Here is a 16,821-nt window from a genome sequence, read left to right as displayed (position 1 = left end):
GAGCGATGCCGAATCATCGGGGCATTGCCGGACCGCAGTCTATCCAGGCGGGCGTCTGTTCGCCCGCAAAGATAGTGCAAGTTTCGGGGATAACAACACATTGCGTGCCCGAATCGGAGATAAAAACCACCCCGGACGATAAATACCCCGGTTAAAACTGTTTCGACAATGGAATTTCACATTCTTCCTCCATCTGACAAAATAACGGCAACACTCCGGAACACCGCCGTCCGCGGCCACCCCGGGATAAACCCATACCCAAAAAACGCCGCCGGAATCAGGTCTGCATTCAACCCTTTCCGGCGGCGATGAAACATCACGGCTCAATGCCGCTTACCTCCGCACATAATACTCTACAGTCACATACCCGTCTTCATCGGCCGGATACGTCCATGTCATCCGGGTAGTCGTCACCTCTGCGTGACAGACCTGCGGGTCGGAACCGTCGGAATAATCGACATCGTCGCTCCGCATCGAAAGGGTTTTCGTCGACTCCTCGTAAGTGTACGTTCCGTTGTAATACTCCTTCGGCGGATAATCGTAGTAGCGATAGGTACCGTCTTCCCGGAAGATCGCTATCATCTTGTCGGCCGTTTCGACCGCCGTGAAACTTTCGGCGAGTTTCCCATTCCGATAGACCTCGTTTTTCTCGAATACCCATTCGCCGATAATCGGACCGGGCTGTTCGTCGGTCCCCTTCTCATCGTCCGAACAGGCGGCAAAAGTCAGCAACACGGCCGACAGGCAAAACATCCATTTCTTTTTCATCTTTATTTAAATTGGGTTTATAATCCATCGCTTTATTATTTATAGAGTATCCGCACATTCTCACTGTCACAACTTACACGGGTTGTTTGCCCTTTTTTCAGCCAAATCTCTTCCAGTTTAGGATTACCCCATGAGCACCCGAGACTTTCCAGCATCGGACACCCCGACACATCGACAATCCGCAGATCGAGGTTGTTCCATTGCGATGACATGTCGCTATAAACGCCCAAAGTTGTCATTCTGGAACTGATTATCTCAAATGATTCCGAGGTCAACGCTTCAAAATGCGGATCTTCACCCCACGAATAACCTCCTGTATACCGGGTCGGAAGCGTTTCCCCGAGATTGAGCCACTCCAGCGGATTGAACCGGGAACCCAGGGAGTTCAATTTCGTATTGCGGCTCAAATCGAGTCTCCGCACTTGATTGTTGGAAAAATGCAGCGAGGTCAGATTCGGAAAGTATTCGATTCCTTCGAGCGATTCTATCTCCATACCACCACACGAAATCGTTTCCACTCGAAGCGCCTCCTGCCGCGATATTTCGCCGTCCCCCGTAATATCGTACCGCATAAGATAAGATTTGAACTTCGCATCGGGGAAACGGATTATTTCCGACGGCGCGAATTGCGTGACCTCCGCTTTTGCGGAAACGCCGCCTCCGGAAACGACGATTGTCCCGGTACGTGTGTCTCCAACGTTAACTTTTGCCCTGAAGGTAAGCAGCGATTCATTCTCCGGGGAGGCCAATTCGATCCAGTCAGCCTCTATTTTTACCTGATAGACGACATTCGCCTGCACCTGTATCTGAAACTCACCGGCCGCAGCGTCGAGCCAGAATTGCTGCGACGACAAGGAGACCGAATTCTGTCGGGCCTGCCCGATTTCGATCGTCGTCTGCGAATCTCCCGCCATGATTCGCACAAAGCACTTCCGGTCCGCAAGCGTTGTATTGGATTTCAAGGAAATAAATATCTCACCGTCGCCCGAATCGCCCGACATCGGAGAAACCGAAATCCAATTCGCCGCGGAATCCGTATAGTAAAGCGCGACGAACCAATTTTCCCGGGAGGAAAACCGAACGCCATAAGTTCCACCCTGCGAGGGGACTGTCTCCGGAATCCCGCCCCGGTCGATAATGGATATGACTTCATCGGGTTTTTCCGATTGCTCCGGGCTCTCGCTGCATGCGCACAATAGCAGGCACATTCCCAACAGCATCTTTTTCATAGCAACATGTTATATAGATTGCCACCCGGCTCCTGTACGGCAGATTCATAAAAAGAAAGTGTGGAGCCGTTCGTTTATCTGAATGGAGGTTCTGGAATACCCGTGAACAAATAAACAATACCCCACACCGGATAGTATATCGGGAATGATATAGCTATACACGGCAATGAGTGTTTGTATTGCTTATTCCTGTTCACGAGAAATTTTCCAGATTTCCATTCAAGAATAAAAGCGAAACACTTCTACCAAATATGTCGCCGTCCGTGTGGACAGCAAGACAAAGATAGAAAATGTTTTTCAATACGCAACGCTCCCGGGGTATTGTCCCTGCAAATTTCGAAAAAAGGTTGCTGAAAATCAATATTGATCTGAAACTATGTTATTTCAATTTAGGGTAGTCTGCGAATAAACACACCACAAATACGCTATCTTTGCATCCGTTATGAACATGAACCGCGAAATACTGCGCATTGCGCTCCCCAATATCGTCTCGAACATCACCGTGCCGCTCATGGGCATCGTATCGACCGCCATCGCCGGACACTGGGGAGCCGACTCCGCCGCCACGATCGGCGCGCTGGCCATCGGCGTCTCGATCTTCAACTTCATCTACTGGAACTGCTCGTTCGTGCGCATGGGAACCAGCGGGCTGACGGCCCAGGCGTTCGGCGCGGGCGACTTCCGCGAGTGCACCAACATGCTGGCCCGCGCGCTGTCGGTGTCGGCGGTGATGGGTGTGCTGATGATCCTGCTCCAATACCCCGTGGGAGAACTGGCCCTCTGGGCCATGAACGGCAGCGAAATGACCCGCGACTACTTCTACGCCCGCATCTGGGCCGTGCCGGCGGGCATCGTGCTCTTCGGGTTCAACGGCTGGTTCACGGGGATGCAGAACGCCATATTCCCCATGCTGACGGCCGTCACGGTCAACATCGTGCACATCCTTTGCAGCCTCTGGTTCGCCTTCGGGATGGATATGGGCATCGTGGGCATCGCCTACGCCTCGGTGATCGCCCAATGGACCGGCGTGGCGCTCTCGGCGCTGCTGCTCGCCGCCAAATACCGTCCGATCCTCACCGGGATCGACTGGTCGGAGGTGCTGGACCTCAAACCGCTGAAGACGTTCTTCATCATCAACCGCGACATCATCCTGCGCACGTTCTGCATCGTCGCGGTCTACACCTTCTTCACCGGGGCGTCGGCACGCATGGACGACCCCGCGCTGCTGGCCGTGAACACCCTGCTGCTGCAACTCTTCACGCTCTTTTCCTACATGAACGACGGCTTCGCCTACGCCGCCGAGGCGCTCACGGGACGTTTCATCGGCGCGCGCGACAGCGTGTCGCTGCGCGACTGCCTGCGGAGGTGCATCGCCTGGGGAACGCTCGTATCGGTGGTCTTCGTGGGGATTTATCTCGTCTGGTGGCGCGACCTGGTGGGCGTGTTCGTAGACCACTCGGCGCCCAACGCCGGGGTGATCGAGGAGCTGGCGGGACGCTACATCGTCTGGATCATCCTCATCCCGATCGCCTCGGCCATGCCCTTCATCATGGACGGCATCATGGTCGGAGCCACCGAAACGCGCGTCATGCGCGACTCGATGTTCTGGGCCACGGCGGCCTATTTCGCCATTTACTACGCCTGCTACCCGCTGATCGGCAACAATGCCCTATGGCTGGCCTTCACGCTCTACATGTTCCTGCGCGGAGTGATCCAGTTCTTTATGACCCGCCGGCTGAAAACCATCTACGACAAGATCGCATAGGACCCGGACAACCGCCAGTCGCGCCACCCCTCGGGACGGATCGCCGCGGGAAATTCGCACTCCAGCCACACGGTGCGGGCCGCCGATTTCCACGGACGCCCGAGGTAAACCCGCGTCACCCCTTCGGCCGCCGTCACACGGCAGCAGGAGAAGACGAATCCGTATTCGTTGCGCTCGGTGGTCGAAGCGGCCGTGATGAAACTGTCGGCCTTGCAATGGATCGTCGAACACTCGAACAGCACGATCGAAGGGCCGAAAATGAAGTCGGTGGTTCCCTCGATATAACAATTCTCGACATGTACGCGCGAAACGTAGCCGCGAGCAAAGAAGGTGTCCTGATCGCCGATGAGCGCACAATGATACAGATGGATGCGGTCACCGCGGGTTTCGAGCGCCACGGCCTGCCCTACCCTTCCGGCATCGTTCTCGACGGTCAGGCAATCCAGATAGACATCGTCGGCCTGAACGGACATCGTATAACTGTCGTAGGTGGTCAGCTCGCGGCCGTCGACGACTTTGCCGGCATAGTCGCCCCAGACGATGCGGGTTTCAGCCATTTCATCGCCCAGAATCCGGACCTTGTCCTTATAGACGTCGAGCGTCACCTTCTCGCGATAGACGCCGGGCATAATCCGCACCGTGCGCCACTCCGCAGGCTTCGACGGCAGGGCGTCGAAACACGCCTGAATGGTCCGGAAATCCCCGCCGCCGTTGCAGTCGACGGTATAGACCGTCTCTGCCGAGGCGACGAACGAGGACAGGAGAAGGATCGTTATGATTACAGCGGATTTCATCATAGGTTCGGTGAACGCAATTACACGCTACAACGTCACCCCCGTCTTGAAGATGGCGATCTCCTTGAAACCCGTCTCCTCGTGCTTGAGACGCTCGCCGCCGGCCGTGGCCAGCACCTTGCCGATGAAACGCTCCAGCACGGCCTGCGGCTCCTCGTCCTCGACCAGCGTGCCGGCGTTGAAGTCGATCCAGTTGGCCTTGAACTCCGCGAGCTGCGTGTTGGTCGAAATCTTCATCGTGGGCACGAACGACCCGAAAGGCGTGCCGCGTCCCGTGGTGAAGAGCACCAGCTGGCAGCCCGAGAGAGCCAGCGCCGAAGCGGCCACCAGGTCGTTGCCCGGAGCCTGCAAGAGGTTCAATCCCGGCTTCGTGACGGGCTGTGCGTAGGTCAGCACGTCGACGACGGGCTGCGCCCCGCCCTTCTGCACGCAGCCGAGCGATTTCTCCTCAAGGGTCGTGATGCCGCCCTTCTTGTTGCCCGGCGAGGGATTTTCATAAATCGGCTGGTCGAACCGGCGGAAATAGCGCTTGAAATCGTTGATCAGCGAGACCGTTCCGTCGAAAACCCGGCGGTCCGCGGCGCGGTCCATCAGGATCGTCTCGGCGCCGAACATCTCGGGAACCTCCGTCAGCACCGTCGTGCCGCCCTGCGCGATCAGCCAGTCGGAAAACAGCCCTACCAGCGGATTGGCCGTGATGCCCGAGAAACCGTCCGAGCCGCCGCACTTCAAGCCCACCTTGAGGTAAGCGAGCGGAAGCGGCTGACGCTTATCGGCTTTGGTCTTTTCCACCAGCCTGCAGCAGATTTCGAATCCCGCCTCGATCTCGTCCTCGACCTCCTGGGCGACGAGGAACTTCACCCGCTCGTCGTCCCATTGGCCGATCACCTCTTTCAGGGCCGACACCTGGTTGTTCTCGCACCCGAGGCCCAGCACCAGCACGGCGCCCGCATTGGGGTGACGCACCAGCGCGGCCAGCGCCCGCTGCGTATTGGCGTGGTCGTCGCCCAGCTGCGAACAGCCGTAATTGTGGGTGTAGACCCGCACGTCGTCGAGGTGCGAGCAGTCGCACTCGCGCTTCACACGCTCCGCGATGGCCTGCGCCTGCCCGTTGACGCACCCCACCGAGGGCACGATCCACAACTCGTTGCGAATGCCCATCGTATCGTTCCCGCGCAGGTAACCCATCACCCGCACGTCGCGCTTCGGGCACCCGACATCGTAAACCTTGGGGGCATAGGTGTATTCGAGGTCGTCGCGGAGGTTGGTTTTCAGGTTGTGCGTGTGAATCCACCCGCCCTGCGGCACGTCCTGCGTGGCGTGACCGATGGGATAGCCGTACTTCACGACGTTCTCGCCCGCGGCGATGTCGCGCAGGGCGAACTTATGGCCGCGCGCAACGTCCTCGCGGAGCGTCACGGCGACGCCCTCGACATCGAGCGTCTCGCCCTCGTGCAGGTCGTCGGCCAGTGCGACGGCGACATTGTCCGCAGCGTTGATTTTCAGAAACCGTTTCATATCAATAAAATAAGCCGCATGTCCGGGTCCCGCAAAGCCCCCGCCGAGGCGGGGGTTCGGGGTGGGTCGGACTTGTGAACACGACCGGAGGCCGTGCCACGAACCGTCCGAAACGCCGCACCGGAACAGCTGACTGGTTACGCTCCTAAAAACTTCTTCAAGGCATCTTTCATGCCCAGCGTCTCGATGTCGCGGACATAGCCCGCAACGGTCCCGATGAAGCCCGGAACCTCCGAGAAATCGACGGTGAAGATGCCGCTCTCCTTCACGATCTTCGCGATCGTAGCCTCCATGTCGGCCGAATCCCAGTTGGCGCGGATGTAGTCCACGAACTCCCTCGTGTCGTCGGGTTCGAAACCGCTGTTCGGCCCGTAGAGGGTCATCAGCGCGGCGAACGTGAATGCTTCGCGTTCGGCCAGCCGCTGCGCCTTGAACCAGTTGTCGCGCACGGTCGGATAGTTGCGCGCCTCCCATTTCGAAAGCGAGTTGAGCGAAATGGACCGGAGCATGTGCTTGATGAAGGGGTTGTAGAAACGCTCCAGAATCCCGGCGGCGAACTTCTTCAGCTCGTCCCGGTCCTCGTCGATCATCGGGATCACCTCCTCGGCAACCATGTCGTTGACGAACCGCTCGATGTCGGGCGTATTGAAAGCGTCCATCACCGTCTCGCAGCCCATTTGCAGGGCGATGGGCACCATGCCCGTATGCGACCCGTTCAGGATGCGGACCTTCTTGTCGCGGAACTGCTTGATCGACGGCATGAAGATCACATGCAGCCCCGCCTTGTCCAGCGGCAGCTCCTTCATCACCTCCTTGTAGCCCGGGCCGCCGATGGCCCACAGGTGGTACAGCTCGGCCTTCACCACGAGGTTGTCGTCATAGCCGATCTCCTCCCTGATCTCGCCGATCTGCTCGCGCGGGAAGCCCGGGACGATGCGGTCCACGAGCGTGTCGCAGAAGTGGCAGCTGTTTTCGACCCAGTCGATGAAATCCTGCCCGAGCTTGTGGTATTCGGCATGTCTGATGACGTATTCGTGGAGCGTCGAGCCGTTGTTCTCGATCAGCTCGCAGCAGATGATGCAAAGGCCCTTGGTCGGGTCGCCGTTGAAATGTTTGAACCGCTTGTACAGCAGCGCCGTCATCTTGGCGGGATACGACTTCGGCGGACAGGCCGTCAGATCGTCGCCCTCCTCGTAGCGGATGCCCGCCTCGGTGGTGTTCGAAATGGTGATCTTCAGCTCCGGCGAGAGGAAATACGCCTCGTATTTCGCATAGTCCACATAGGGATTGAACGAATCCATGATGCTCTTCACCAGCCGCACGTCCTTCTTGGGCCGTTTGTTCTCGATGCCCTCCAGATAGACGTGGTACATGTTGTCCTGCCGGTGCATCAGGTCGATCATCCCCAGCACCTTGCGCTCGGGGTCGATGATCGGCTGGCAAACGGCCACGCCTGCATCCATGACGCCCTTCTCGTTGGCGATGTCGATCTGCCAGTCCACGAAGGCTCTCAAGAAGTTGCCTTCGCCGAATTGCAGGATGCGAACGGGGCGGCCGACCGTTTCGACAGTCGACTTGTTCAGTTGCTTGATCATTGTATGTCCGGTTTTTAAGTTAATCCAATACAATCGGTTTGTATTTCGGAACCAGCGTCTTCATCACGATCCAGCCGATGAGGTAAGCCACGGCGCAGATGCAGAAGACGACGAAATATCCGGCGGGCTTACCCTCGAAACCCATGAACTGCATCGCCGTTTCGTCGGCATATACGAACAGCCAGCCGGCGAACCATTGCAGGATCATCGAGCCTACGCCGCCGGCCATGCCGCCGATGCCCGTCACGGTGGCGATCGCCGACTTGGGGAACATGTCGCCGATGGTCGAGAAGATATTGGCCGACCACGACTGGTGCGCCGCGCCGCCCAGACCGATCAGGATGATCGGGAACCACGGCGAGATCGTGCCCATGGGCTGCGCCAGCAGCACCAGCAGCGGAATGAACGCGAAGATCAGCATGGCGCGCATGCGTGCCGCATAGGGGTTCAGCCCCGTCTTGTTGATGATGATCGTCGGAAGCTTGCCGCCGTAGATCGACAGCATCGTGATGGCATAAAGCGTGAAGATCAGCGCCACGCCCAGCCCTTCGGACATCTTGATCCCGAACTGCGAATTGAGGTACGAGGGGGTCCAGAAGAGGAAGAACCACCACACGCCGTCGGTCATAAACTTGCCGAAGGCGAAGGCCCACGTCTGTTTGAACGAGAGCGTTCTCCAAAACGAGATCTTCTCGCCCTCCTGCTCCTTGCCGACCGTCTCGCCGTCGACCACTTCGTGCTGGTCCTGCTCGATATACTCCAGCTCGGCGGCATTCACCTTCGGGTGGTCCGAGGGCTTCTTGTACATGAAGACCCAGAAGCCCATCCAGACGAAGCCCAGGGCGCCGATCACGATGAAGGCCATCTCCCAGCCCCAGGCCTTCGCCAGCAGCGGAATGGTCAGCGGGGCGAACAGCGCGCCGATCGAAGCGCCGGCATTGAAGATCGAGGTGGCGTAGGCGCGGTCCTTCTTGGGGAAGTACTCGGCGGTCACCTTGATGGCTGCCGGGAAGTTGCCCGCCTCGCCCAGGGCGAGGATGCAGCGCGCGGCGATGAAGAAATACATGCTGACCATGGCGATGGTCGCGGCCAGGGCCGACCCGGCCTCGACGGCGCGCAGCGCGGCGGCGTCGGGAAGCCCCACCCATGCCTCGGTGGCGATGCCGCAGAGGGCGTGCATGCAGGCTCCCATCGACCAGACGCCGATGGCCCACAGATAACCTTTCTTGGTGCCCATCCAGTCGATGAAACGGCCCGCGAAGAGCATGCAGACGGCATAGACGATCGAGAAGATCGAAGTGATCAGCCCGTAGTGGTACTCGTTCCAGTGGAATTCGGGCTTGATGAACTCGTCCCACGTCAGCGAGAGCACCTGACGGTCGAGGTAGTTAACAGTCGTTGCGAAGAAGAGCATCGCACAGATGACCCAGCGATACTGCGTCATCTTCCCAGCGAGAGTCGATTTGTTGTTTGTCATTATGGGGTTTAATTAAGTAGTGTTCAGGAATTGGTGAGCCGTAGGAACGGCGTCCGGCGGCGGAGCGGGGCCGCCGCCGGACTACCGAACTTACGGAATCGGTTTTAACGCACCCGGGCGATCACGTCCAGAGCGAAACGGCATTTTTCGGTGATCGCCGCCCAGTCCTTCACGGCGACGACCTCTTTCGGGAAGAGCTGCGAGCCCATGCCCACGCAATAAACGCCGGCCTTGAACCACGCCGTGAGGTTCTCCTCGGTGGGTTCCACCGCTCCGGTGGCCATGATGTTCGACCACGGCAGCGGGGCCTTGACGTTCTTGACGAACGACGGGCCGCCGACGTTGCCCGCGGGGAAGACCTTCGTCAGGTCGCAGCCCAGTTCCTGCGCCGTGCCGATCTCCGTCACCGAACCGCAGCCGGGGGTGTAGGGAACCAGATGGCGGTTGCAGACCCTGGCCACCTCGGCGTTCAGGTAGGGACCCACGACGAAGTTGGCGCCGTACTGCATGTACATCGCGGCCGTCGGGGCGTCGACCACCGAACCGATGCCCAGGATCATCTCCGGGCACTCCGCGGCGGCGAATTTCACCAGACGGATGAACACCTCCGAAGCGAAATCGCCGCGGTTGGTGAACTCGAAAGCGCGCACGCCGCCTTCGTAGCAGGCTTTCACGACCTGCTCGGCCACGTCGGCGTCGGCATGATAGAATACGGGAACCATGCCGGTCTTACCGATGGCCTCCAGAACTTGCATTTTATTGAAGCGAGCCATAATTTTTAATTCTTAATTTTTCATTTTTAATTATCTCTGCACCCGTCCGCTGGCATTGCCTCCGGCCAACGACTCGACCTCCTCGGCCGATACGAGGTTGAAGTCGCCGTTGATCGTGTGCTTCAGGGCCGATGCCGCCACGGCGAACTCCAGGGCCTCGCCCTGCGTCGGCTTGGTCAGCAGGCCGTGAATCACGCCGCCCGAGAACGAGTCGCCGCCGCCCACGCGGTCGATGATCGGGTCGATGTCGTAACGCTTCGACTCGTAGAACTCCTCTCCGTTGTAGATCATGGCTTTCCAGCCGTTGTGCGTCGCCGAGAACGACTCGCGCAGGGTCGAGATCACATACTTGAACCCGAACGTCGCGGCCATCTGGCGGAAGATGCCCTTGTAGCCCTCGGCGTTGGTCTCGCCGCCCTCAACATCGGCGTCGGGCTTGAACCCGAGGCACAGCTCGGCGTCCTCCTCGTTGCCGATGCAGACATCGACGTACTGCATCAGGGGCTTCATAATCGACTGCGCCTTCTCCTTGGTCCAGAGCTTCTTGCGGAAGTTCAGGTCCACCGACACCGTCACGCCGTGACGCCTGGCGGCCTCGCAGGCCAGACGGGTCAGTTCGGCGGCCTTGTCCGAAATCGCGGGCGTGATGCCCGACCAGTGGAACCAGTCGGCGCCCTCCATGATGGCATCGAAGTCGAAATCCTGCGGATCGGCCTCGGCGATCGACGAATGCGCACGGTCGTAGATCACCTTCGAGGGACGCATCGAAGCCCCGGTTTCGAGGTAGTAGATACCCACGCGGTCGCCGCCGCGGGCGATGAAATCGGTCCTCACGCCGTATTTGCGCAGCGCATTGACCGCCGACTGGCCGATCTCGTGCTTCGGGAGCTTCGAGACGAAGTAAGCCTCGTGGCCGTAGTTGGCGCACGAAACGGCCACGTTGGCCTCGCCGCCGCCATAGACGACGTCAAACGAATCGGACTGAACGAAGCGCGTGTTTCCGGGCGTCGAAAGACGCAGCATGATTTCACCTAATGTTACGATTTTCATGGTATTATGACAGCTTAAAATTTGAAATAGTCCTTGGCGTTGCGGTAGCAGATGCCCTCGATGATCTCCCGGCCGATGAAGTCGATCTCCGAGGCGGGCAGCAGGCCCTGCTCGATGTCGTTGCCGACGAGGTTGCACAGCGTGCGGCGGAAATACTCGTGGCGCGGGTACGAAAGGAACGACCGCGAGTCGGTCAGCATGCCCACGAAGCGGCTCAACAGACCCAGCGTCGAGAGGGCGTTCATCTGTTTCTCCATGCCGTCCTTCTGGTCGAGGAACCACCACCCCGATCCGAACTGGATCTTCCCGGCGCCGTAGCGGCCGTCCTGGAAATTGCCGATCATCGTGGCCACCAGCTCGTTGTCGCGCGGATTGAGGTTGTAGATGATGGTCTTCGCAAGGCGGTCGTTGCGGTCGAGCATGTCGAAGAATTTCGACATCTGCCTGCCGACCGCGAAGTCGCCGATCGAGTCGAAGCCCGTATCGGGACCCAGCCGGCCGAACATGCGGCTGTTGTTGTTGCGGATGGCGCCGTAGTGGAACTGCTGGGTCCAGCCGGCCTCATGGTCCATCGTGGCGAACTCGACCAGCATGGCGGTCTTGAACTTGCGGATCTCCTCGGGCGTCAGCGTCTGCCCGCCGTATACCTTATTAAAAATAGCGTCGATCTCGGCCTGCGTATAATCCTCGGCGTAGAACTCCTCGATGCCGTGGTCCGAAAGGCGGCAGCCGACCGACCCGAAGAACTCGTGACGCACGCGCAGCGCGTCGATCACATCGGCGAATTTCGTGATCGCGACGCCCGAAACCTCCGAAAGCTTCTCCATATAAGCGCGGAAATCGGCCGGAACCTCCACGGCCATCGCCTTGTCGGGACGCCACGTGGGGAGCATCCTGGTCGCAAAACCGTCCTCGCGGACCTTGATATGGTGTTCGAGCGAATCCACGGGATCGTCCGTCGTGCAGACCGCCTCGACGTTGTAGCGGCGCATCAGGCCGCGGGCGTGGTATTCGGGACGCTGCAACAGCGCCGTGCAATGGTCGTAAATTTCGCGGGCCGAAGCGGGGTTGAGCAGTTTCGTCACCCCGAAGGCGGTCTTCAATTCGAGGTGGGTCCAGTGGTAGAGCGGGTTGCGCATCGTATAGGGAACCGTCTCGGCCCACTTCTCGAACTTCTCCCAATCGGTCGTATCCTTGCCCGTGCAATACTTCTCATCGACCCCGTTGGTGCGCATGGCGCGCCATTTGTAGTGGTCGCCTTCGAGCCAGATCTTCGACAGGTTGTCGAAACGGTGGTCCGAAGCCACGTACTCGGGAATCAGGTGGCAATGGTAGTCGATGATCGGCATCTTGGCCGCATGGTCGTGGTAAAGACGCTGCGCAGTCTCGGTCTGCAACAGGAAGTTGTCGTCGTTGAACTGTTTCATAAAAAATAAAAGGTATCGCGGTTAAATTCTATACGTATCAGGCTCTTTTTCATAACGTAAAATTAGTAACTTTCCGCCACTCGGAATATGAAAAATTACCGAATTAAATAGAATATTTACCGTTTTGGTTGACCAATATACGGAAAAATTGTAAATTTGCCTACAAACAACGGAAAAACTTCAATTCTAATTTTATGAAAAAACCGATTATGTGGGTTGCAGCCCTCCTGACGGCCTCCTGCACACCCGCTTTGAAGGTCGAAGTCGCCAACACGACCCCGACCGAACGCGATGACGAAACCGTCGAAATCGCCTGGTCCGAAGTCGCCGCGCTCAAAGGCGTGACGCCGGACAACATCGTCGTCCTGAACGACGACAACGAGCAGATCCCCTCGCAGGTCCTCTTCCGCGGCGGAACGGAGCCGCAGGCGCTGATCTTCCAGACCGACGCCGACCCGATGGAAAGCAAGCGGTTCAAACTGGTCACAGGCCAGCGCGAGAACTACCCCGCCGAGGCGTTCGGCCGCACGGTTCCCGAACGTTACGACGACTACGCCTGGGAGAACAACAAGGTAGCCTACCGCCTCTACGGCCCGGCGCTCGAAACCTCTCCCGAGAAGCTCGTCACTCCGGGCATCGACGTATGGGTAAAGTGCACCGACAAACTGGTGATCGACGAGTGGTACGCCCGGGGCAACTACCACCACAACTACGGCGACGGCATGGACTGCTACAAGGTGGGCGTGACGCTCGGTTCGGGCGCATCGCTGCCCTTCGCCGGCGGTAAATTCTGGATGATGGGCCACAACTACGCCACGGCCCGCACACTCGACAACGGACCGATCCGCACTTCGGTCGAATTGACCTACGCCCCGTTCGATGTCGACGGCACGCCCGTAACGCTCACCAAGATCATCTCGCTCGACGCCAACCAGCGCTTCAACCGCATGGACAACATCTACGAAGGAGCATTCACCGAGATGCCGATCGCCGCGGGCTTCGTGCGCCACGACGTGAAACAGATACTCACGGGCGAAGGCTGGATGGCTCTATGCGAGGCTGTTTCGGACTCGAAGGATCCCGCACGCGACGGCGACATCTACCTGGGCGTGATCCTGCCGGGAGCCGAGATGCTTACGGACACGCTGGGCCACGCCGTAGCCGTCAAGGCCGTGAAACCCGGCCGGACGCTGACCTACTACGCCGGTTCGGGCTGGAGCCAGGGCGGCGTGGAGGACATGAAGGAGTGGATCGAAGAGATCGGGCAGGCGCAGGCCGCCGCCGTGACGCCGCTCAAAGTGACGGTCCTCAACTAAAAATCCGTCCAAAAAGGGCAGGCATGCCGTCCTGCTTTTTCCGAAAGGCCCGGTCCGACGACCGGGCCTTTCTCTGTCGGAACCCTTTCCCGAAGCGGGCGCAATCCGGCTTGCGATTGTCCGGCTTTTTATGTATATTTGTTGTTTTAATGTCTCAGAAATGACGGGCAGTGATATGCCATTACGCAATAGCTGGCTGGCTAAAGTATGTCTCATAGCGTGAGGACCTTTTTTTCTATCCCTTGTATCTATTCTTGAATGGCAGATAATCTTTCTGACCGACAAGGAAACCACCGCCCCATTCACAGGATTATATGGGGCTAAAGAGGATAGGAATATCTGTTTGGAAGAAGAACTCGGTCTGCCATATTTCACATAATTGATGATAGCTTCTCCTACATCCTTTAAGAGTGGCAATTCTATTTCACGTTTAGTCTTGTACTGTATCAGGCGGATAATGTTTCTATCCCAGTCTAAATTACTGAATTGTAATCCGGCAATATCGGAGGAACGTAGTCCTAACCGTGTTGCTAATAGGAGCATGGCGTAATCTCGTTTTCCTACAGGAGTGGATTGATTTACCGAAGATTCTATTTGCAAGACTTCTTCACAAGTGTATGTCGACGGTAGTTTTTCTTTTACAATATAACGGTTTCTTCCTATCACATAATCAATATTCTTATTGATAAGCTTTTGTTCGTACAGGTAACGACAAAATGCACGCATCGTTGCCAATACTCTTTGTTTACTGTTTTGGCTGGAAGATATAAAAGTTAGCACATCATCCTCACCTATATCTGAGATGCGGGATACATTCCTCAAAGACAAATGCCTGAGAAAATAGCTGAACACATGTTCGTAGCCATCTATCGTTTTAGGAGATAGTCTTTGTTCTTCCAAGAGATGAAGGTATTTTGTCATAATGCCTCCTATTTCTCCTGAGAATTTGCGTATAACGTATCTTACAACTGGTTTTTGGATAGTTCTATCCGTAAGATAATTAACGAATAGCAGTAATCGATAATTGGTTCCATGTATCAACCGCGTTTTTTCTTGTGGCATAGTCTTTAAAAACAAATCGATGGATTCTACATTACAGTCTTGTATGTAGTTTATATCCATGTAAACGATAAAAAGACGACAGGTCTTTTTATACTGTCGGATAGTCGATTCTGAATATCCGGCTTTACGCAACGCTTCTAAAAAATCCGAAACTTTGGATTCAAAATGATTTTTATTGTCCATAATACTATATTTGGAGGGAGCAACATTACTCTCTCCACAATATAGCATATTATTATCAGAACATTATTATCACGAGTTTGATTGATTATCTGTCAGTTATTTGGTGTATTAGCTTATAGCTTTGGATAATAATTTACTTGTGATAAGAAAAGTTATCATAACTCGTGATAACTTCTCTGCAATGATTGTCTTCATATTTTTCTGTCGTTTTGAATTTTACAAATGTTACTTCGGATTTAGTGGCGGACACCGGATTACATCTTCATGCCCTTATTGTTTTTCTTTTGCGGCTTCTCCTGCTGCTGTTGCTGTGCGGTGTCCTTCGGGGCGGTCTGTCCCTTCCGCAACGGCTCCTTCAGGTTCTTGGTAGCCTCGTTGGTCTTGCCCTCGCTGTTCACCGCCACCTGCGTGCGGCTCTCGTTGGAAGGCGCGACCTTCTGCGCGTTATCGGGGTTGGTGTCGTAGCGGTACGGGCGTCCCTTCTCCGGGTTGAACCTGATGTACATCGTGGCGTGGAAGCCCTGCTTGTCGGTCACGTTCTCCAGTTTCACGGCTTTGCCAGCCACGTAGTCGGCTTTCTGCTGCTCGGTGAAGTCCACGCCGCTCCATTTGCTGATGGGGCGGATGCTGCCGTCGGCGTTCGTCCACGTGTTGCGGCGTTGCTCCTTGTTCGTGTTGGCTGTGTTTTCCGTACCCTGCGCCTGTCCCTGTGTGGGGTTGTTCTTGGCTTCCTGTGCTTGTGCGGCACGTGGCGACCTGCCGGTTCCCGGCACGAACTCCACGCCGCGCTGCTCCACGTTCACTTGCAGGGTGGTGACGAACTTCCTGCCGTCCTTGCGCTCGATGAGTTTGTCGCGCACAGGCAGCCCGGCACGCAGCATGTCCTGCTCCTGCTTGGTGATTTCCGTCTTGCCGATGCGCTCCGGTATGCGCACCTTGTTTGCCGGGACATCCGTGATTTCGTTCGTCTTGCGGTCGATGCTGACGAACGAGGGGATGATCTCGCCCGTTTCCCTGTCCACGAGGTCCACAACCCTGCCGAGGTTGCCCGTTTCGCGCAGGTTCTTCCGGTCGTCGTCGGAGAACTTGTGTTCCTTGTACTCGTCGAGTTTCTGCTCCTTGCGGATGAAGTGCGGCACAAGGCTGACGTTGCCCTCGCCGTCCTCCTTGAAGGAGAGGCGGGCATCCAGCTCGAAAGCCTCTCCGCCGAAATTGGGCGCCACCCTCACCAAGTCGGACTTGCCGTAGTTGAGCATCCGGTCAAGGTCGCCCGACTTTTCAAGGTCGTCGCGCTTCACGCCCCATTTCTCCTCCAACTCCTTCCAGTTGATCTTGCTCTCGTCGATGGGTTGGTAGCCCCGGTTGCTCTGCGCCTGCTGCGGGTTTTCCTGATTCTGTTCGTTTTTCTGTTCCATTTCTTCCTGTTTTTTAGGTTCGTCATCTTGTTTCTGTTCCGGTTGTTCCTGCTTTTCGGCGGACTGCTCCTCCTGTACTTTCTTTTCGTAGCCGGAGGTGTCCACCTTGTGGGGCGCAAGCATCTCCTTGTTGCCCTCGGGGTCTTTCAGCAAGTCCTTGATAACTTCCAGCAGCTTGTCGGCTTGGTCCGCCGCGACACGGTAGAAACCGAAGCGGCTGGGCTCCTTGCACTGCCGGAAGAAGTTCTTGAAGAAGTTGTCCAGCACGTCCCCGTGCCTGTCGAATTGCAGGAAACTCTGCGCGTTCTCCGCCTTTGCGGGGGTACGCTTGGGTGAGCCGTCGACGTTAAGCCCGGCTACCACGCTAATCTCGCCCGTCTTCTCGTCGCGGACTATCAGCACGTCTTTTTCTGTTGTTTTCTTTGCCATTTGAAAAATGTTTTAATGGG

12 protein-coding genes and 1 pseudogene are annotated in these 16,821 nt (G+C 57.0%); 2 read left to right on the top strand and 11 right to left on the bottom strand.

Annotation, left to right across the window (positions count from 1 at the left end; genetic code table 11):
- Positions 1-333 precede the first annotated feature (333 nt).
- A complete protein-coding gene (locus DWW03_RS06740) occupies positions 334-768 on the bottom strand; it encodes a lipocalin family protein (RefSeq protein ID WP_118406536.1) in 435 nt (144 codons plus the stop codon).
- A gap of 35 nt (positions 769-803) precedes the next feature.
- On the bottom strand, positions 804-1,997 hold the full coding sequence (locus DWW03_RS06735) for a BACON domain-containing protein (protein WP_118406535.1): 1,194 nt from the start codon (positions 1,995-1,997) through the stop codon (positions 804-806).
- Between the two features lie 442 nt (positions 1,998-2,439).
- On the opposite strand from DWW03_RS06735, the gene DWW03_RS06730 reads away from it, so the two are divergent.
- The gene (locus DWW03_RS06730; RefSeq protein WP_015545924.1) at positions 2,440-3,762 is read left to right on the top strand and encodes an MATE family efflux transporter; all 1,323 of its coding nucleotides are present in this window, start codon (positions 2,440-2,442) and stop codon (positions 3,760-3,762) included.
- On the opposite strand, the gene DWW03_RS06725 is transcribed toward DWW03_RS06730, so the two are convergent.
- The 7 genes from DWW03_RS06725 to uxaC all read right to left on the bottom strand — a co-directional run bounded on the left by DWW03_RS06725 (position 3,744) and on the right by uxaC (position 12,396).
- The gene (locus tag DWW03_RS06725) at positions 3,744-4,559 is read right to left on the bottom strand and encodes a pectinesterase family protein (protein ID WP_259301981.1); all 816 of its coding nucleotides are present in this window, start codon (positions 4,557-4,559) and stop codon (positions 3,744-3,746) included. The genes DWW03_RS06730 and DWW03_RS06725 overlap by 19 nt on opposite strands.
- A gap of 24 nt (positions 4,560-4,583) precedes the next feature.
- Complete coding sequence (locus DWW03_RS06720) at positions 4,584-6,074, bottom strand: UxaA family hydrolase (protein ID WP_022062284.1); 1,491 nt, start codon at positions 6,072-6,074, stop codon at positions 4,584-4,586.
- 137 nt (positions 6,075-6,211) lie between these two features.
- Positions 6,212-7,669, bottom strand: coding sequence for a tagaturonate reductase (locus tag DWW03_RS06715; RefSeq protein ID WP_118406534.1), 1,458 nt, complete (start codon positions 7,667-7,669; stop codon positions 6,212-6,214).
- 19 nt (positions 7,670-7,688) lie between these two features.
- Positions 7,689-9,113 carry an MFS transporter gene (locus DWW03_RS06710; protein WP_161989189.1) on the bottom strand — a complete coding sequence of 475 codons (1,425 nt, stop codon included), beginning with the start codon at positions 9,111-9,113 and terminating at the stop codon, positions 7,689-7,691.
- A 137-nt stretch (positions 9,114-9,250) separates the two neighbouring features.
- The gene (locus DWW03_RS06705) at positions 9,251-9,919 is read right to left on the bottom strand and encodes a bifunctional 4-hydroxy-2-oxoglutarate aldolase/2-dehydro-3-deoxy-phosphogluconate aldolase (protein WP_118406533.1); all 669 of its coding nucleotides are present in this window, start codon (positions 9,917-9,919) and stop codon (positions 9,251-9,253) included.
- Between the two features lie 30 nt (positions 9,920-9,949).
- Positions 9,950-10,969 carry a sugar kinase gene (locus DWW03_RS06700; RefSeq protein ID WP_022062280.1) on the bottom strand — a complete coding sequence of 340 codons (1,020 nt, stop codon included), beginning with the start codon at positions 10,967-10,969 and terminating at the stop codon, positions 9,950-9,952.
- A gap of 14 nt (positions 10,970-10,983) precedes the next feature.
- Positions 10,984-12,396: a glucuronate isomerase gene (uxaC, locus tag DWW03_RS06695; RefSeq protein WP_022062279.1), complete on the bottom strand. Its 1,413-nt coding sequence runs from the start codon at positions 12,394-12,396 to the stop codon at positions 10,984-10,986.
- Between the two features lie 194 nt (positions 12,397-12,590).
- Here uxaC and DWW03_RS16845 point away from each other — a divergent pair, with 194 nt between their 5' ends.
- Positions 12,591-13,712: a DUF4861 family protein gene (locus DWW03_RS16845; RefSeq protein WP_118406532.1), complete on the top strand. Its 1,122-nt coding sequence runs from the start codon at positions 12,591-12,593 to the stop codon at positions 13,710-13,712.
- A gap of 159 nt (positions 13,713-13,871) precedes the next feature.
- Here the strand turns inward: DWW03_RS16845 and DWW03_RS17055 are convergent.
- Together DWW03_RS17055 and DWW03_RS06680 are read right to left on the bottom strand one after the other, a co-directional pair.
- Positions 13,872-14,633, bottom strand: a pseudogene (locus DWW03_RS17055) (tyrosine-type recombinase/integrase); the annotation flags it as partial.
- A 578-nt stretch (positions 14,634-15,211) separates the two neighbouring features.
- A complete protein-coding gene (locus DWW03_RS06680; protein WP_118406530.1) occupies positions 15,212-16,801 on the bottom strand; it encodes a DUF3945 domain-containing protein in 1,590 nt (529 codons plus the stop codon).
- Between the last annotated feature and the right edge of the window lie 20 nt (positions 16,802-16,821).

It is taken from the genome of Alistipes sp. AF14-19, assembly GCF_003461645.1.
Lineage (GTDB): Bacteria > Bacteroidota > Bacteroidia > Bacteroidales > Rikenellaceae > Alistipes > Alistipes shahii.
Note: the sequence above shows the minus strand (reverse complement) of the source record. Positions and strands in the feature narration are given on the sequence as shown.